The following is an 18,442-nucleotide window of genomic DNA, read 5'->3' on the forward strand; positions in this document are numbered from 1 at the left end:
TGATTTTCCTCCATTCAAAAGCCCAAAAGGGCATAAAAATCCCAGTGATAAATACTCTTATCACTGGGATTTTTATGCATAACCATAGGCATACAAAGCATACAGATATTCTCCGGATACTTTAGAATCACATGATAAAGGTATTCTTAAACTGGGTACAAAAAACTAAGCCCTCCTAAAAAAGGACATCCAATTATTTGTTCCCACTATCAAATTGACAGTTTATTTAAGAATACCTTGCCGCATATTTATTAACTCCTTTTAAATAGATACTTAAATAATAGCACGTAAGAGCATATTTGTCAAGGAATCTCCAATTTTTTATCAAAGAGAGTACGTGATTACAAAATAGCTGTAATAATGTACCAATATTTGTTATTCTATAATCTTCCAATTACTCCCGTTCTTTTCAAGTACCAAATCAAATTGAGATACCTGCGTTGCTTTGGTCTGCTGGTCGATATACTCCACTGTCAGCGATACCGTGACTTGATTATCCTTACGATTGTGAATAGGATTTACCAGTTCTTGAAAGATGTACTCTTTTCCGATTGGTTTTAATATCCCGTCATTCACATAGTAGGAAAGTTCACTGGCTGTCGCTGTAGGATAGAGCTTGAAGAACGTCGTTAAAAACTCATTGATTTCATTGGTTGTAATGGAATCAACCGTCCCCTCACTTTCAATGGCTTTTGGTTTATAACTTGATTTCTTAGGTATGTTGGTAATGGTCGGATTCTTAACCAGTACCATATTTCCAGAACCATCTACATAGACACTTACTATATAAGCAGAGTGGACGGTCTTTGTATTTTCTCCCTCTGTAATGAGCTGGTCTACACTGTAGGTTACATTAAACTCATTGTCGCCAGTTGGCTCTACCGTCCATATCTGAAATCCTCTTACAGAAGACGATACAGGAATATCTTTGCGTACTGTATCAACATTGAGAGCTTGAAGTTCATCTGTCAGATAGCCTTTTAGACTTTCCATTCGATTATCAATGGACTTATCGGATTGCTCCCATGAATAGTAGACTTTCGCAAAGTTCTCTACAAAATTTTCTACATGATGAGTATCAACGTATTCCTTTTCTATGATAGTTGTTTCGTGAATAGTATGAGTATCTATAGCTGTAAAGTGCTTGAATATCGCAAAGCTGAAACTAAGCCCTAAAAGTACCCACAAGGCAATCACAACCTTTTTATGAGGATTGACCTTATAGTAGACACGAGGTTTCTTTTCCTTTGGTATCTGTTTTTCTTTATTCTGATTTTTTCTAAATTTCATCATTAAATCTTCCTTTCTCATTGTTTGATTCGTCCTGCTCCCACTAAATGCTGTTGCCAGTAGGGGCTTGTTAAGTCGGCATAACCGATTGGGTCGCCTGCATGAAACATACGGTTATTGCCAAGGTATATCCCAACATGAGTAATATAAGAGCCAGCGTTATAGGTAGAATGAAAGAAAACCAAATCGCCAGCTTGTGCTTCCGATAGTGGGATATGCTGGGTCACATCATATTGCTGTTGTGCGGTTCGTGGTAAGTTAATTCCAGCTTTTCCATACGTCCATTGTGTCAGTCCGCTACAATCAAAAGAAGTAGTCGGGGAAGCTCCACCGTAAACGTATCGCCAGCCCTCATATTTCAGTGCTTCGTCCATGATGGCTTGTACCGTATCATCATCAAACTCTGTTGTGACAAGATACTGCGTTACCAGTTGCACATAAAACATATTGCCATAGTTGTATCGCCAGCCCCCATTGATAGGTATGGCTATGGGATTGGGGTAAGACACTTTTTCGCCACCTGAATACTCTTTTGAGAAACTTTGAGCCAGTTCAAAGGTATATTTATTTCCACGATTAGCCACATACCCTAAGAAACCACCACCATAATTGTAGGACTGGATAACCGATTCTAAATCTACACTGAGCCTTTCGCTACTGGCTAATAATTCACTGAAATACTTCACACCTTGCTTAATGGATTCTTCTGTACTCAATGAATTAGGTGGAAGACCGAGGGATTCCGAGGACTGCATAACATCTTCCGCAGTACCGCCCGATTCCACCTGTATAATCGCAAGAAGTATGTTGACATATTCTTCAACGCCATATTCTTTGGCATATTTTTCTACCATAGGCTTATGAGCCAGCACTTCTGCGGAAACATTCACACCTCCATAATGAATATTGGAAATTCCGCTGTCCTGTTCATCTGAAAATAAAATGGCAACAAACAGAAGCAGTGAGAAGACCATCAAGAATAATCCAGAACCACCAATCACTAAAGTTTTCAACTTCATGGTTTCTTACCGACTTTCTTAATGGTGGCGGTTTTGATTGGTGGTCTACTTCTTGTATTTTGTAGTGGTACTCTTTGAACAGTAGACGGACGTTCTTTTGTGATTGGACGTTGTGAAGTTCTATCTGCTGTAGTGGTTGAAGTTGCTGGCTTTTGAACGGTTTTTTCTTGAACGGTATTGCCTTGGCGTTCCACTTTTGGACTTGAAAAATCGGACTTAACTGCTGGACGCTCTTGTTTGGCTTGTTGAGATTCCTTATATGAAGTCTGAATATTAGACTGTTTTGAGGTCTGTTCATCATGATATTGTTCTTGTCTTGTAGTCGGTCTTTCATGAACAGAAGAAGCAGTCTGTTTTTTCTGTTTGACCTGTTCCATTTCAGAGCGACGCTTCGCAATGGTTTTTCGCCTTTGTTCCTGCTGTTCCTTGCGTCCACTGGCTCTGTCCGCTTTGGTTTGAGAAATACTACTGGTTAAATCACGGACATTCTCTTTTACTTTGGATTTTCCTTGATATACTGCATATCTTGCATTGGTCGGCAAATCTTTAACCTGTTCTTTCAAACCACTAGCAGTGTCTACCATTCTGTCTTTGGTATCAGCTACTGTACCGATGGTTTGACCGATACGTTTTCCAAGTGTTGATTTTTCCTTTCCGTCTGGTCGGGAGTGATCTGCTTGTGTCCTTGCAGAACTCCCCGAACCCGACTGTCCTTTTTTACCTGTAACAATGGCAGACCCAGCCCCTAGAGTAGTCATGGAACGTCCAAGTTTCCGCTGTAGACGGTGCATGTGAGCGTGCATAAGCATACGAGGTTTTCTCATCACACGACTTCCCACACTTTGAGAATCGTTACTCTGTAGAGAAAACATACTCATTAAATCGCCCAGCTTGAAGTAGATTCCTGCAAAGGTCACAATCTGTAGAAAAGCAATCAAAAAGAACGGATAACCAGCCGATAAGGTATAGAGCATGGTTGAAATACTAAATGCTGTCGTAATAATCAATGTGATTCCAGCTCGTGTCAAAATGGTATTAAAGAGCTTTGTTATGGCTCGTTTTGACATACCATCAAATGATGGAATCATGCTTAAAATAAAGCTCACAGGCAGAAACATAGCATAGATGATAAAAAGTACCTGCGAGAAAATCATGATTCCTGTTAATAGGAATACAAATATGGAAATCCCAATATTGAAGACAAATAGGAAGAAGACTGTACCTAAACGGTTAATGGTCTTTGTAATGGTTAGATTGGTATTGCTTCTGTCTTCAATTTCTTCCGCAACAATTTTTTCTCTGTCTTCGCCATTGTTGGAATCTGGGCTGGTGGAGAGCAGGCTTTCCACACGGTCAATACCGATACTTTCAATGTCTGAACTGTTGTATTGAAGCAGTAGCCACGGTTGCTGAACCTGTATGGAAAACAGGCTATCTCTGATTAAGTCCACGCTGTCCTTGCCTTGACTATCGGAATGGGGCATGACAATCTTCGTGCCAAGTGATAAACTGGCATTACTGATGTCTGATGAAAAGTCATTGATTTTTTTAATGTAGTCGGGAGCGTAGGCAATAAAGGAAGCCGATAGGATAAACACCAGCACAAAATTCATAATGGCATGAATTGCCTTTGTGGTTTCTCTCTTTATCAGTCCCGTATAGGCAACATAAACCCCAAGAACCAAAATCAAGAGTAAGAGGAATCCAACATAGAAACCCTCTGTTGAAAATCCGTTTGCACTCACACCAGCTAAGGTCTGCATATTCTTACCAATGGAATCTGCTGTAGCGGAAATGAAGTCTAAGGAATAGGCTTCCTGTACTAAGTAACCTGTCGCATTGGAAACATACAAACTGATTGTCCAAATAAAATTGGTAATGGCATATAGTCCATACATGACCTGTTTTCCAATCCCGTCCGACCAGTTCCACGGAAGCCAGCCCCAGCTATTATCCACATAAAAATCCAGTTGATAGTTTTCAAGTGGGTATCGGCTGTATTCATTTGCCACATTGACCGTATCATCTACCAAGCCCGCAGCTTGAACCACCGTTCCCAGCATGGCTAAAAGAAAAATGGCAATCACAAGTGTGAAAGCCACTGTCATTGCCACTTTACCTAGACGTTTCAGCGTCCAGTTTGATTTTATTCTGTTTACTATTGATGGTTTCACATTTACACCTCTTTTCGCACAGGTGGTCTGGTATCAAAGGCATGGAGCAGTTCTTCAAATACAGGGTGGAACTGTATCACACCGACACGACCATATAAATCACTGATAAGGCATTGCCCGTTTTCCAAATCACGCAATCGCTTCTGATTGTTTTCGTCCTCTGGGTCTACACCAAAAAAGGCTAAGGTCTTTTTAATCTCGTTAAGGTCAGTGGAACGAAATGCAAATTTTAAGCCGAGGTTATTTTTCAGTTTTTCATCTAAGAGGTCGTCTGTATTTTGGGTCACGAAATATACCCCAGCGTTCATAGCACGACCAGCCCGAACCAGCTTCATAGATAGTGTTTTTCCTTGTGCTACCTGTAAAAAGCTCCATGCTTCGTCTAAATCTACAATCTTGAAAATGCTTCGGTCTGTATGGATAAAGTCTAAAGCAAAGGTACTAATGACAATCAGCATAGCAACGGATAAAAGCTCCATAGTGGTATATTCCTCAAAGGAAGTTTCCTTGTCGGGAAGTACCAAGTCCGCAACCTGTATAATGTTCAGTTGTTTTTCTAAGCTGATAGACTGCTCCACATAACCATTACTGAATAATAAATGTGCAAAGTCATAGTCTGTAAAACTTTCGATATGGTCGGCTATACTGGTACTTAGTGGCGTATTCTCAACCCGTAATTCCTCAATCACTTTCATCAACCCTCGTACTTCACTATTGGTTACTGCACGAATGGCTTTTCTAAGGATTGGGAAGCGTTCCCCATCACGAGAGGAAATCCCCGTAAGGAATGTCAGAATATCAATAGCCAGTGATTCAGAATCTTTGGGATTTTTCATAATCACATAAGGGTCAAGTAAGCCTTTGTTTTTCTCATCAGAAGTCAGAGTGACGATATTGATTTCATGGGAAATCTCTGGCAAGGTTTCTTTCCATCTGCCACGTTCTGCTTTTGGGTCTACAATCACTGCTTGTGCCCCATAAAGCACCGCATAATAGACGATAAGGTTATTCGCAAAGGATTTACCACCACCCAGCGAACCAACAAAAGCCGACGCTAACGCATTGGTTACTGAACCCTTAACCCCTTGACTGGCAAGAGCAGGTTTCAGATAGACATTGCGTCCAGTATCTAAGCTGTAGCCAACATAAATCCCCTCATTTTCCCCCAGCATTTGAGTAGCACCAAAACCTAAACCAGCGAGGAAATCAGAGGTCACGTATTGAATATAATCATTCATATAACGCTTGCTGGCAGGTAAAAATTCTTCATGTAAGCCGAGCATATCCCCAAATGGTCGTACCAGTTTTACGCTTAAATCGTCATAAAAATCTTTCACTTCATTACAACGACGTTTGAGTTCGTCAAGATCATTTGCTGATACCCTTACCACATAAGACAGCTTGTACATAGATTCCTTGCTTTGGTCTAAATTGGTTTCCAGCTCATTCACACTTTCCAGAGCTTCCGCCACATTGGAGCTGGTTTCATTATCACTTTGCCAAGCGTGGTTATCCAAGTCTTTCAGTTCTTTCTTTTTATTGCGGACAGTAGATAGGGCTTTACGATTCGCTACAATTTCCACATTCATTGACGTATCAATCGGGAATGTAAATTGCTGTTGCTGGTAGTAGAAGATTTCAGAGGACGGGAAGTCCAGTTCTCCGACAATGCTGTTAATGGTAAAGTAAGCTACATAGACGGTTTCATCTTCCTGCTGGATTTTCAAATATCGCTGTTTTTCTTCCACCAAACAGCGAGTAGGCTTAATCAAGTCATAGTATTTAATCAGCGTTTCATTATCCAGCTTTTTCTTTGATAGATGGTACTCATACTCTTCATAGGCAGTGCCTGTCTGTCCGTAAAGGTGTTCAATCAGATAGCCGAAGTCGTCCTTATCTAACCTGCGGATTTTGAAACGACGAGAGATTTTATTTTCTAAGAGCTTTTCCATCTTCTGAAAACGCAGGATTTCATCATTACTCATACTAACAAAATCGCCCATCAGCTTATGGTTCACATCATAGACAAAATCAGACAAAGCATTTTTTGCTTCAACGGTAAGACTTTTCATAGAAAACTCCTGATCGTTGAGAAGCAACTTAAAGCCGATAAAGAAACGGTAGTTCACTTGATTTTCGCCAATCATGGATATTAAAGCGTCTGTCTGTTGGTCGATTTTGTCATAGGCAACCGCTTTGAGCTTGCCAGTGACTTCATTTTTGGAACGCTCTTGTGCAGAACGTATGCTGGATTCTGTACTGATTTGTAAAGCATGAATTTTGCCATCACGATTTTGTGCGATAAGCTGTCTGAAAGAATCATGCACTTGTATTTTCTGTTCTGGACTTAGAAATGAGTAATTGTAAGGAACAAGCTCATAGTAAGCATAACATTCCCCGTCTTTATTCCAGACGAGATTGTTTTCAATGTATTTAATTGGATATGCCATAAAATTCACTCCTAACTGCTGTAATGGCTTCTTGTGGCTGGTTTCTGCCAAGCGTTACTTTTTTTCCTGCATAGGTCAGCTTTGGTCGCAGTGCATAAGCAATGACAGACTTCAAAAATCCATAAGGCTTTTTACCATCAAAAGTTTTTGTAGACATAAACCATGTGAAAGCCACAGGAATCCCAAAGTATTTGAGAAATGCTCCCTCTATCATGGAAAGAGGGGGCAAGTTGCCAAGTATCATCACTGCAAAGAGTGACACGACAAACCATGTCATTTGCGTAAAGGTTATGGGAAACGGAAGTCTAAAATCATTGATAGAATACAGTACCTTTTCCACAGACCAGATACTGGTATAGCTTCGTATTTTCTTCATGTAATCAATCCTTTCATAAAAAATAGGGGTAGCTGATTGAGCCACCCCGTAAAATAGAAAATCTGCCAGTAGTAATGTACCGACAGATTTAATAGACGATTTCAAAAATCCCATGATTGGTTGAGATAAACGTTCCTGAAAGGTCTAAATCCCGACCATAGGCTTGATAATCAATATAGTTTTGAAGACTAGCTGGTACTTCGCCTAAAGCACCCGTTTCTTCAATGTAGTAGCGTGCCACGTCATACATATCATCACAATCGGAATGAATGATAATATCCTCTTGATGTTCGCTTAGTTCTTCAATGCTTGAAAAATGAGTGAGCAGAGCAGATAGCTCCGATTGTAATTCTTCGGGTAATTCCGATACCATTTCCCATAGTCGATTGAGTTCGCCAATGGAAGTGTATTCGTCAACCGTAAAGGGTAACTCGTAGTCATGAATGGCGTATTCCTCATATTCATCATTCAAGCCGATTTTCTCTTTGACTTCCTCAAAGTCAATGGGAAAGGTAAACCACGCACCGACCAATTCGCCCTCATTGTATTTGCCTAAATTCGCAATATAGACTTGCATATCGTCCATATATTCACGTCCTTTCTTTGTAGAGATTCAAAAATCCCTACCGCACTTCGTTTGGTGTACCATTCCTTTGCGGAACATAAGAAAACCACTTATATTCCACAAAAGAACGGTTTTATTTAAGCACCAATAATGCGATTGAATAGCTCTAGTAAAATGTCTTTTACTCCAGCAGCGTTGAAGACTAAGCCAACCGCAATAATCGCAATAATTAAAAAGCCAATCAGTTTGCTAAACTCACGCTTGAAGCCAAGATACAAGCCAATCACAACGATTGCTAAAAGCACCAGTGATTGAGCGTTTGATAGAAACCAGTTATAAAGGTTTTGTCCAAAATTCATAAAAATGTTCTCCTCTCTATATTCAATGAATTTGTATTTGAGTTATTTTTTTGTTGTTATCACGTCCTGTTCTTTTACTGACTGTTGCTTCAAAATCTGCTTGTGTCGGTCTGTCAGTTTCGCATGGTCGAGAATGTCTTTTACAACCTGCGTCTGGTTGATTTCATCAAGTTTAATCGCAACCTTTAAGGTCGGGGCAACTTGATGAGATAGCCAGTTCAGCGTCCTTTGGAAGGAGTAAGGCTCTGGTTTTGTGGTTAGTTTTAATCGTTCACGATTGTTCCCAATAAACCAAGCCCATTCTTCATTCAGTTTCCAATCAGAACGAGGTTTGGAATCGTCTTTATCTACAAAACGGATATACCGATTGATAATTTTAAAGGCGGTATGCTCTGGATTGTCATAGACGAGTAAATCACGGACTGCATAATAGGCACGCTCATTTTTCAATCGAATCTCAAAACGGTTTTTTACTTCTGCGTCTTCAATGGGAATATCATTTTTCTTGTACTGCTCGTAGTCCTTTTCATAGATACAGAAATAAACTTCACTTTGTAATGAACCGATATAGAGGGTGTTTCCCATACATTCCTTTTCCTCTTTGCGTACCAGTTCGCCACTGCGATAGCTTTTAAAACTGCGGAAGACGGAGATACATTCTTCCTGTTGGCACTTTTCAGTGAGTACAGGGATATTCAAAATCCCTGTCTTATCGTTAATGGCAAGGTCAAGGCGTTTCATCACACCGCCAGCCACCAAAACGTCCATAAAGAACTCATACCAGCTTCTTTGTTGTGCCAGAAGATAGCTTTCAAATTGTCTGCACCCACGACCTTTCAATTCCACCAGAACTCCTTTGTCCAGTTCATGGGAGCAAAGGACGAATATGTCGCCTAAAGCATAATGCTCTGAATAAGAATAGAAACCATAGTCCTCATGAAGAAAATAGGACAGTTTCAGTTGTAAGATGTTTTCGACCACCTGCTGTACGTCTGTTGTCGGAAAGCGAATCCTTACATAATCAAACAGCATTTCAAGGGGAGCGTCGGGATTGAAGCGTTCCAGAGCTTCCCAAAGGGACTGCTGTAAATCCTCTGATGGCTTGACTTTTCCTGTTTCAATATCGCTTAGATACTGCCTTGTAATACCAGTCGCAACAGCTAAACGGTTTTGAGATAGTCCATAAGCCAAGCGTTTTTCTTTTAAATGCTGTAACCAAGTTTGTTCATTCAGTAAAAATCCCTCCAATCAAAAAGGCGTATGTCAACTTTTAAAGCCCATTTGACATACGCTGAAATTTTGTAAATCCCTTGTAACCAAAGGATTTTCTAATGTTTTTTTGACTGTTTCCTGTCGATTTGTACCCCCCTGTTAGATACGGGGGGTTAAGTGCTGGCGTGGCTATTGCCACACCAGCCAGCAAGATCAGTCCACACCTGCGACTTCCGCTTCGCACGTCGCCTGCGTGGACTGTCTGCTGTTGGATAACTTTTTAATTTCCTCCAAGAAATCATATCCTTTTGGTACAAGGGGAGTATAAAACTCTGATATGACACTTGTTCCTACATCAACATAGCCACGACCTTTGATTCGCTTTAAGAAGAAATCCTTTTGTACGTCACTGCCAAACATCATGCCATAGCCCATTTCAGACATACGACCTAAAGCCACTCTGAAATTAAACTGATCACGGATTCCGTCGCCTAAATATTTTGCGTCTGGACGTTGACAAGCCAGTATTAGAAAGAAGCCAGCTTGACGACCTAACATGACAATCTGTTTCAGCTTATTCATAACTGCGGTGTTTTCTTTTGTTCCCAGCATTTCCATGAAAGCGACGTATTCATCAAAGATTAAGAAGTGTGCCGGGAGACCTAAGTAAGCATAATTTTTGCCAGTCTTATAGTTCTTCATCTGCTTCATTTCCTCACTACGTTTCATCATTTCTTCATAGAATGTTTCAATGCAAGAAAGCAAGTCTTCTTTTCTATAGTAGACATTTGCCATCACAGAACCTAAGTCCGCAAGGTCAGCATTTTTCGGGTCAAGAATATACAGTTTTGAATCTGTATGAAGCAAGGCTTCAATCAGTGTCAGTATAAAGTAAGTTTTACCGCCACCTGTACCACCAGCAATCAACATATGAGGGAGCTTATCATATTCCCACCATACGTTTTTCATTAAGCGAAGTTTACCATCTTTAGCTTCTACTTCATCAATAGAAATACGACTGGCTATGGTGTCATAGAGCAAAGTATATTCCACATAGGAATCCTTTAACTCTTTATCCGTCAGCTCACAGTACAAGCCACTCTCTAATTTCTTTTCCAAGTGTAAGAGTTGGTCTTGATATTTTCCCAGCGTGATTTCCACCCGTATCTGTATCAAGCCATTTTTAAGTCGATAATACATTTTAGGGAAGTAGGTTATCTTTTCCTTTGTACGACCAGCACTATCTTTAAAGAAACCCTCTGTTTTGACCTGTTCAGATTCATACCACTTGTTTTCAAGTATCATCTTTGCCAGTTTTTGACGGTGGTAAAGTTGTTTAACCGTATCATAGCGAACCCGTTTGAATACAAACGCTACCAGCAAGCAGATAAGAATTGCGACACTGAAACTGATAATTAAATAGGGAATGTCAATCTTATCTGCTTGTGATAGGTTAAAATCCTGCCAGTTGATCTGCTGGATTGTCTTCACATGAAACAGTCCGACAACCAGCAGGAAAACAGGCAGGAGTGACGCTATCGTAAAATGAAAGACTAAATCTTTACCAGATGGGCGAATCCTTTTACCACGCTGTTTCATGCGAAAAAGTCTCCTTTCTACCTAGCGACTATTTGTCTTGTGTCGGTTCTTTCTTTGCTTGTGGTTGAGCTTTGAATGAACTAGAATCCTTTGTCAGCACAATATCGTCTGCCTTGATATACCAGTCAACATCTGCTCCTTGATAGGTGGCAGTAGCAACGGTGTCCGCAATGGGATTGATAAGTTCCACCCGTGCGTTATAATCAAACTCTTTCAAAGGCACGCTGGCAGGAATACTTACTTGAATCATGCGTCCTTGTCCTTTGGATTTTAAGTCATAGGTACGTTCCTTGATTTCATCTGAAACCGACCCGTCTTCATTTTGGATTCTCACTTCACGACGTAGAGCAGAGAATTTCAATTCTCCAAAAGTCGTGTCTTTATCTAATACAATGCCATTTGCTAATCTCATCATTTTTCCTCTCTTTCTTTATTCTTTTATCATGTCGTCAGCATGTAAAAGGTAATTTGTAAAACCACGAGTGCCGATTTTGTAGCCCTCTGCGGTAATACGTGGATTGACTAACTTCACACGTTCCTCAAAGCCGAAATGTTTTTCGCCAGCTTCAGCAGGAAGCACCACCACAATATCATCTGCTCTTTGAACATCAGAATAGAGATTATAGCTTCTTGATAAGACAGTTAGCCGTCCGTTGATTCTTCGCTGAACGACTTTATCCTCGCCAGCAAATTCTAAATTGCCGAATGTTTTTTCCATGTTGGGAATCACAAATTTAAGTTCCATATTTTTACCTATCCTTTCTTTTTTATTGGCTGAATGAATGTTTGATGGTCTTAAAGAGTGGGGAACGACCTTTTGATTCTTGATTTTTTGTTTTCATAAGTTCACTTCCTTTCAAAATCGGGTAAAAAAATAGACACCTCATTTTTTGAAGTGTCTACCTATTAAATATTCAAATTTTATTGGAAGTATCTTTATATCTTCACTTTTCAAGGATAAATCGTCGTATCAAAGCTCATTCATAAGTAGTAAATTAGTAGTAAATTGAGTGGTTTTGACCTTGATAAAGTGTGATAAGTCCAGTTTTTATGCGGATAACTAGATTTTTATGCTATTTTTAAAAGAAAAAAAGCAGAAAAAAGCGCAAAAAATCACTTCCTGTGCTATACTGTAATTGAAAATTTTTTAATTAAAAAAGCTACATCTTCTGCAGCTTTCTAATCTGGTGGAAAATAACCCAACTGCTCAGCGATATGAATCGCCTCCTGCCTGTTAGTCACTCCCAATTTTGAAAAGATATTGGCCAAATGATTGGAAACTGTACGTTTACTAACATAGACCTTGTCACAGACATCATCAATGGTCAAGCCATTTCTAACCAGTTCTAGTATCTCGATTTCTCGTGGTGTTAGCACCTCTACCATCACTTCATCTGAAAAGACCTTACCACCTAGATAAATCTTTTCCAGTTTTTTCACCAACTCATCTGGGTCCATACTTTTGTCCAGAAAGCCATAAGCCCCCATAACTTTAGCTCGGTGTTCATACATTTTTTTACTGTAACCTGTCAAAATCACAACCTTACTAGAACAACCATTGTCGATAATCTCTTGTGCCAAGGTCAGCCCATCATCTTGATACAGACTCGTCAGGTTGATGTCAATCAAAATAATGTCGTAGTCATTAAAAGCAATCTCCGAAATAGTCGAAAAATTATCCACTAACTGGACCTTTTTAATGTTTTCCGATAACTCTAAAATCATCTTGATACTTTGGCTAAATAATTTATGATCATCAATTAACAAAATTTTCATAACACAACTCCTTATCAATCGGGAGAGTAATTTCTACACGAAATTTCTTATTATTTTCAAAAATCTGCATTTGACCACCTAAAACACTAATTTTATTAGACATATTTTTCAAGCCATAACCTAAGGATTTTTCTGTTTGAAGGAAGTCATTTTCAGAAATGATAAAAATAGCGTCATCATGCACATCAATCTTCAAAGAAATCCTTCCACCACTAGTGTACTTAACGGCATTGGTCGCCAACTCCTCAACCAGACGATAGGCAATTTTATCGTAAGGAGATAAAAGCCTAAAGTGGGCAGGAAACTGTGTGACTACTTCATTTTCTGCGTGATAGCGTTTGACAATCCGATTAATCAGCCCTTGATACTGGATGTCTAACTGCTCGTCTGTTTCTACCATTGGCTGATAATAATCCATCCGCTCACGAATCCGCTGAACCAACTCCTCTGTTACCAGATTGATCTGTTCACCAAAAGCTTGATTGCTACTATATTTATTGAAATTTTTTATTGCCATCACATTTTGCAGGATTTCATTATGAAGAAATTCTGAGAACTGTTGTTCTGTATCTTCATTTGCCAGCAGACTTTTCACCATACGGTTACGCTTTAAAAAGAGAACTTTTACATAATCCTTAGCATCTAGCATTTCAGCAGAACGAAAAAGGCGAATCAATTCTTCCGAACAAATCCCGAACAATAGTAACATGATATTCAATACCAAAAAGCTCGTGTTTAAGTCTAAATGAAAGATGATGAAAATGCCTACTAACAAAAACATAATCAGTAAAAACAAGCGTGAAAAAGCTTTTATATAGGACAACTTCAACTCTACTACCTTTTTCTGAAGAGAGTTAATAATTGTTTTGAGATGCAAAAAAGCAAGTATTCCAATAATCTCAAGATACCAGACTAGGTTCATCACTCCTGAGCCCCTCGTATTGATATACAAAAAGAAATAAGAAAGAGGCAATATCAAAGCTAATATCCACAAATTTCGTCTCTGATACTTGAGTTTACTTTTCAACTCTTTATGATATAAAATCAGTAAAATCAAGGGAACAAGGTTTAAAAAGAAAGATGCAAACAAGGACAGAAATAGAAAAATTGAAGGACTTAACAGATACGAACTAATGGTGATTAGTGTCAACACAAAGGACACACTCAACAGTTCTTCTCCTATTTTCTCTCCCAGAAAGATAATAGACAGAGAACTATACACCAATAAAAAAGAGTTGAGCGGATGAAGAATATCAAAAAAGTGCAACAGGGTGCTCGCAACTCCTTGATTAAATATGTATTGCCAGCTAATGAGAAATATCATCAGAAGCAACCAAAGTTTCAACTCACTATACCGAAAGGTCACAATATTACAAATATAGCTAAATACAATTAAAGCAATAAGCAGCAATAAAACCATCTGCAAGGAAAAATCTGTCGAAAAGTCCAGAGGAATCCTATAATGAATATAAATCATTAAAGCTAGATGATTAAAAATCGTCAACCACCACAATAAAAGTGAGTTTTTCGAGAGCGATTTGACAAACTGTTTCATATGTATCTACTTCCTGAACTACTTTAATATCATTATAACACAATACCAGAATTGCAGGATAGGCAATTCTGGTATTTGACTTAATTTTCAATAATTTGCCAACTTACTCTATAAGTCACTAGCAGGTAAAGGACAAATAGTAAGACCGCTACTCCCAGATAGGTGATATCTATAGAAATGCTGGTATTAGCGAAATTCTCAAAATAACCCAAAAGAGCGGCACTCAAGGCAAGTGCTAGCGGACCTGCGATAAGCAGCGGAACCAAGAAATAACTTAGAATCTGTTGCAAAAGAATAGAGCGATTTTGCTTTCTCTTGTTCCCAAGAAGGTATAAGATTTGATAATCATTAACACTATCCAAAGCACTTGTAGAAGTTTGAAGAGACAAGATACTGAGAGAAATAATGATAAAAATAACACTGACAAAAATCATGACAAAGACAATGACGCCCATAAATCCAAGGTAAACCTCAAAAATACTTCCTTTCGTTTGATAGGTGAACGAATTCAACTCTGCTCCATCACGAGTGAAGTAGTATTTTTCAATCCACTGACTCAAGAATGTTTCTACTTCCCGTTTGTCAATGTTTTCTTTGAAATTGGCAACATAGGTCGTGTGGTCTTCCGTCAATCCAACTACTACCTTATCTGGTACAATCAAGGTTCCTGCGTCATTTAGACCTACTGAAGATAAAAAGTAAACTGTTTCAAGTGGCTTTGAAGAGGCAAGGTTGAGAGAATGACCGTTAATCATGAGGGTTTTGGTCGTTGATAGAAATTCCTGAATCTGCTTGGCAGTTCCTTTATAATTGGCATTGACTAGAAATTGGTCTTCTGACAAGTCAACCGCTTTTTCCCCTTGCAGTTTTCGGAGATGATTGTAGGCAGAAATTCCTAAAATCGGTACTTTTGATTCAGGAAGTTTCTTATCATGCTCCCAGAGATTGCTGGTATCAATCAAATCTTTATAGATTACATCACTAGAATAGCTAGAATAGCTGTACTCCTCTTTGATGAAATTAAAGTCAAAGCCATCGGCTTTCAATCTGTCTTTGACAGATTCCTGAGAAAATTTAAACTCTTTACCACGGTAGAGATTGACAGTTACATCATAAGGTGAGTATTTGTTCAGCTCTCGGTTCATAGTCGTATAGGCACTACCACTAAAAACGAGTAAGCTGAGAGCCAGTGTCAAGGTCAAGGATAAGACAGCCAACGTGACCGAATTACTATCAGCTTGTTTTGAAAATTGACGGATTTTAAAAGTGTTTAGTTTGTTACAGTAGGTTTGAGGCAGTTTTCTAAGAGAGACCAAGATAAAATGGCTCAAGGTATTGTAAAATAAAATCACAAAAATCACGAAGACAGATACCAGCAAGATACCCCAGCTTTTCAAGAATGATAGATGGTGATAGTCTGAAAAATAGAGAGCACCAAAACCGATAACAGCTGTCGAAAGAATAAAGAGAAGTGCTTGAAGAACTGGCTTGCCTTTTGCCAAGACAGATTTCTTGACCCCATTTTCTTGAATGAGTGCAATGATATTTTGCTTTCTAAAGGTAAGAATGTCCATGACACCAACAATAAAACTGGTGACCAAATAGGAATAAACTAGTAAGATGACAGACTTGCTATCAAAGAAAAGCAGACTACCAAAGTAATTAGCCATAAAAAACTCAGATGCAATCTTAGCTAGAATGACCAGTAAGATCACTCCAAGCAAGAAACCTAGAATCAAGGAAAAGATATTAACCAGCATGGTTTCAAAGAACAGGGTACGGATAATCTGCTTCTTCTTCATTCCCAGCGTTGCATAAAGTCCCAGCTCTTTCTTGCGCCGTCCTAGCACAAAATTTGTGGAATAAACGATGAGAAAGGCAATCGCCGATAGAATCAGATAGGAAAGCAAGCCCATGTACTGGCTCATCACCGTCGTCAACATTTCCTTTGCTCCTGATAAACTTTGCATCACTGGATGGCTTGGTAAAGCATTAAAAGCGTAGAGCAAGCTATAAATCAAGGTCAGACTGAAAAAATAGATGGTATAGGTCTGTAAATTTCGAAATACATTTCGTAAAATCAATTTTGGATACATACTCTCCCCCTCCTATCTGGTACGGCTGTAAATCTCTTGCAAATACTGTTCATTAGATAAGCTGTTACGTTCCAAATCATCCATAATCTTTCCATCGCTAAGTAGCACCATCCGTGAAGAGTACTTGGCTGCGGCAGGGTCATGCGTAACCAGTAAAATGGTAATACCAAAACTTTTATTGATTTCCTGCAAAAGTGCCATCAGTTTTTCAGAATTGGCAGAGTCCAAGGCTCCTGTCGGCTCATCTGCGATAATCAGTTTAGAATCATCAATCAAGGCTCTAGCAGTTGCCACACGTTGTCGCTGGCCACCTGATAACTGATTAGGAAACTTATCTTTTAAGTTTTGAATGGCCAACTTATCCAAAATTTCCTCAATCTTATCCTGATGTTTTTTGATATTTTTCCCCTGAATTTGAAGAGGTAGAATGATATTTTCATAGACCGTCAAGGTTTCCACCAAGTTGTAGGCTTGGAAAATATAGGAAATGTTTTTAGCACGATAGTCAGCTAGTTCATTTTCCTTGGCATGGATGATGTCAAAATCTTCAAATCGAATCTCACCTGATGTTGGTTTATCAATCGTTGAAATACAGTTGAGGAGTGTTGTTTTTCCACTACCACTGGCACCCATAATTGCCAGAAATTCACCTTTTTCAACGGACAAGTTCACATCTAATAAAGCATGAACGATATTATCCCCTTGACCAAATGTTTTCGTTAATCCTGTCACAATAAGCTGTTTCATCATTTCATTCCTCCGTTTCTTTATTACTCTCTCATTATACGGTTTCTTTCAAGGTTTTCCATGAGTATTTTGTGCAGTATATTCAAGTTATAAAAAACCGATACCTTTTTCAGGTATCGGTCGATGTTGATTATTTGCGATCGTTTCTTTTTTTCATAAAGTAAACAATCCCTATGACAATAACTCCTAAGACCAGTACAGGTGCATAGAATTCTAGTGTTCCAATAATTCCTTCCATTTTATCCTCCTATCAAAAAATAGAGGTAGTTTTATCCACAGCGCACGTTTGGCGAAGTACATTCATAAGAATATGTAAACCACCAACCACAGCGACCTTGTACTGTTAATCTAACAGTCGTACGTCACCCAGCAGTATATTTAATATTTAACTCTTGGCTATTAATTTCATAATCCAAAGAATCAATCTCAAAATGGTCTTGTTTCATTTGTATTTCTCCTCGTAAATATAACACCAAATCAAAGTGTTGTCAATGTTTTGTAATAAAACTCAAGAATTTTCCTTTTGTTTTATCTAACAACAAACATTATTTCTCGTATACTCATAGGAACAGGTGAAACACAATCCACAGCGACCTGCTAGTGTCATTTTAAAAGCTATGCACCACTAGCTCCTGATTTCCCGGAAAGTTCTTGGTTTTCAACCTCGAAACTTAGAGAATCAATCTCTGGACGACTTGTATTTTTAGACATAAGGTTGCCTCCTTCCTTCTTTTAGATGATCATCATTACAGTAACTAGTATAAACTCTAGTATTGGCTAAGTAATGAGTAAATCGTGCAAGTTTCTTATTTTCGAGAAAAATTTTTATAGTTCCCAATTAAAAAGTAGCTGAACAATCTTGATATTTGCTCTTTTTCATTTTCAAAACCATTTTTTTGATAGTTATTATAAATAATACTATCACCATCTTTTGTTTTAAAATATTCCTCTGGAAAAAGCTTATTATTTTTTACTTCTAAAAGATAATCTTCTACAGATAGTTTATTCCATTCTTTCTCTGATAAATCGTTCCAAACTTTAAATAACCTGTAATCATGGGATGCTGGGGTATGGATGTGAAACAATGTTTTACTATATTTCCCACATTTATTTTTAGTTTTCAGTAATTCATCATATGCCTTTTTTATTTCATTATTTTCTTTTCCCATTTTCAATCTCCATAAACAAAAAAATAATACACTATTATTATTTTACATTAACAAT

Annotated in this window: 16 protein-coding genes and 2 pseudogenes; all 18 read right to left on the bottom strand. The window is 38.5% G+C overall.

Going from position 1 to position 18,442, the window contains the following annotated elements:
- Positions 1-14: 14 nt before the first annotated feature.
- Positions 15-62 (bottom strand): annotated as a pseudogene (locus HMPREF1048_RS13705) (hypothetical protein); the annotation flags it as partial.
- 313 nt (positions 63-375) lie between these two features.
- On the bottom strand, positions 376-1,311 hold the full coding sequence (locus HMPREF1048_RS07410; protein WP_001224320.1) for a conjugal transfer protein: 936 nt from the start codon (positions 1,309-1,311) through the stop codon (positions 376-378).
- On the bottom strand, positions 1,308-2,309 hold the full coding sequence (locus HMPREF1048_RS07415) for a bifunctional lytic transglycosylase/C40 family peptidase (RefSeq protein WP_000769868.1): 1,002 nt from the start codon (positions 2,307-2,309) through the stop codon (positions 1,308-1,310). The genes HMPREF1048_RS07410 and HMPREF1048_RS07415 overlap by 4 nt, the downstream gene beginning before the upstream one ends.
- Positions 2,306-4,483, bottom strand: coding sequence for a CD3337/EF1877 family mobilome membrane protein (locus HMPREF1048_RS07420; RefSeq protein ID WP_004248910.1), 2,178 nt, complete (start codon positions 4,481-4,483; stop codon positions 2,306-2,308). Before HMPREF1048_RS07420 ends, HMPREF1048_RS07415 begins: the two co-directional genes overlap by 4 nt.
- A gap of 2 nt (positions 4,484-4,485) precedes the next feature.
- Positions 4,486-6,933 (bottom strand): conjugal transfer ATPase TcpF, encoded by a 2,448-nt coding sequence (tcpF, locus tag HMPREF1048_RS07425; RefSeq protein ID WP_000331160.1) that lies wholly within the window; start codon positions 6,931-6,933, stop codon positions 4,486-4,488.
- Positions 6,917-7,309 carry a conjugal transfer protein gene (locus HMPREF1048_RS07430; RefSeq protein WP_000723888.1) on the bottom strand — a complete coding sequence of 131 codons (393 nt, stop codon included), beginning with the start codon at positions 7,307-7,309 and terminating at the stop codon, positions 6,917-6,919. Before HMPREF1048_RS07430 ends, tcpF begins: the two co-directional genes overlap by 17 nt.
- Before the next feature lie 88 nt (positions 7,310-7,397).
- Positions 7,398-7,895 carry an antirestriction protein ArdA gene (locus HMPREF1048_RS07435; RefSeq protein ID WP_000342539.1) on the bottom strand — a complete coding sequence of 166 codons (498 nt, stop codon included), beginning with the start codon at positions 7,893-7,895 and terminating at the stop codon, positions 7,398-7,400.
- Between the two features lie 116 nt (positions 7,896-8,011).
- Positions 8,012-8,233 (bottom strand): hypothetical protein, encoded by a 222-nt coding sequence (locus HMPREF1048_RS07440; protein WP_001009056.1) that lies wholly within the window; start codon positions 8,231-8,233, stop codon positions 8,012-8,014.
- A 42-nt stretch (positions 8,234-8,275) separates the two neighbouring features.
- Positions 8,276-9,481 carry a MobT family relaxase gene (gene mobT / locus HMPREF1048_RS07445; RefSeq protein WP_000398284.1) on the bottom strand — a complete coding sequence of 402 codons (1,206 nt, stop codon included), beginning with the start codon at positions 9,479-9,481 and terminating at the stop codon, positions 8,276-8,278.
- Between the two features lie 177 nt (positions 9,482-9,658).
- The gene (locus HMPREF1048_RS07450) at positions 9,659-11,044 is read right to left on the bottom strand and encodes an FtsK/SpoIIIE domain-containing protein (RefSeq protein WP_000813488.1); all 1,386 of its coding nucleotides are present in this window, start codon (positions 11,042-11,044) and stop codon (positions 9,659-9,661) included.
- Positions 11,045-11,072: 28 nt separating this feature from the next.
- On the bottom strand, positions 11,073-11,459 hold the full coding sequence (locus HMPREF1048_RS07455; RefSeq protein ID WP_000985015.1) for a YdcP family protein: 387 nt from the start codon (positions 11,457-11,459) through the stop codon (positions 11,073-11,075).
- A gap of 15 nt (positions 11,460-11,474) precedes the next feature.
- The gene (locus tag HMPREF1048_RS07460; RefSeq protein WP_000420682.1) at positions 11,475-11,789 is read right to left on the bottom strand and encodes a YdcP family protein; all 315 of its coding nucleotides are present in this window, start codon (positions 11,787-11,789) and stop codon (positions 11,475-11,477) included.
- A 434-nt stretch (positions 11,790-12,223) separates the two neighbouring features.
- On the bottom strand, positions 12,224-12,820 hold the full coding sequence (locus HMPREF1048_RS07465; protein WP_000698198.1) for a response regulator transcription factor: 597 nt from the start codon (positions 12,818-12,820) through the stop codon (positions 12,224-12,226).
- Positions 12,801-13,529: a sensor histidine kinase gene (locus HMPREF1048_RS13450; protein ID WP_232616445.1), complete on the bottom strand. Its 729-nt coding sequence runs from the start codon at positions 13,527-13,529 to the stop codon at positions 12,801-12,803. Before HMPREF1048_RS13450 ends, HMPREF1048_RS07465 begins: the two co-directional genes overlap by 20 nt.
- Before the next feature lie 926 nt (positions 13,530-14,455).
- Positions 14,456-16,471 (bottom strand): FtsX-like permease family protein, encoded by a 2,016-nt coding sequence (locus HMPREF1048_RS07475; RefSeq protein WP_000283297.1) that lies wholly within the window; start codon positions 16,469-16,471, stop codon positions 14,456-14,458.
- 12 nt (positions 16,472-16,483) lie between these two features.
- Positions 16,484-17,218 carry an ABC transporter ATP-binding protein gene (locus tag HMPREF1048_RS07480; protein ID WP_050543105.1) on the bottom strand — a complete coding sequence of 245 codons (735 nt, stop codon included), beginning with the start codon at positions 17,216-17,218 and terminating at the stop codon, positions 16,484-16,486.
- 269 nt (positions 17,219-17,487) lie between these two features.
- Positions 17,488-17,565: pseudogene (locus HMPREF1048_RS13640) on the bottom strand (salivaricin M family lantibiotic); the annotation flags it as partial.
- A gap of 459 nt (positions 17,566-18,024) precedes the next feature.
- Complete coding sequence (locus HMPREF1048_RS07490) at positions 18,025-18,387, bottom strand: hypothetical protein (RefSeq protein WP_000514152.1); 363 nt, start codon at positions 18,385-18,387, stop codon at positions 18,025-18,027.
- Between the last annotated feature and the right edge of the window lie 55 nt (positions 18,388-18,442).

The organism is Streptococcus mitis SK575, from assembly GCF_000257865.1.
Lineage (GTDB): Bacteria > Bacillota > Bacilli > Lactobacillales > Streptococcaceae > Streptococcus > Streptococcus mitis_CQ.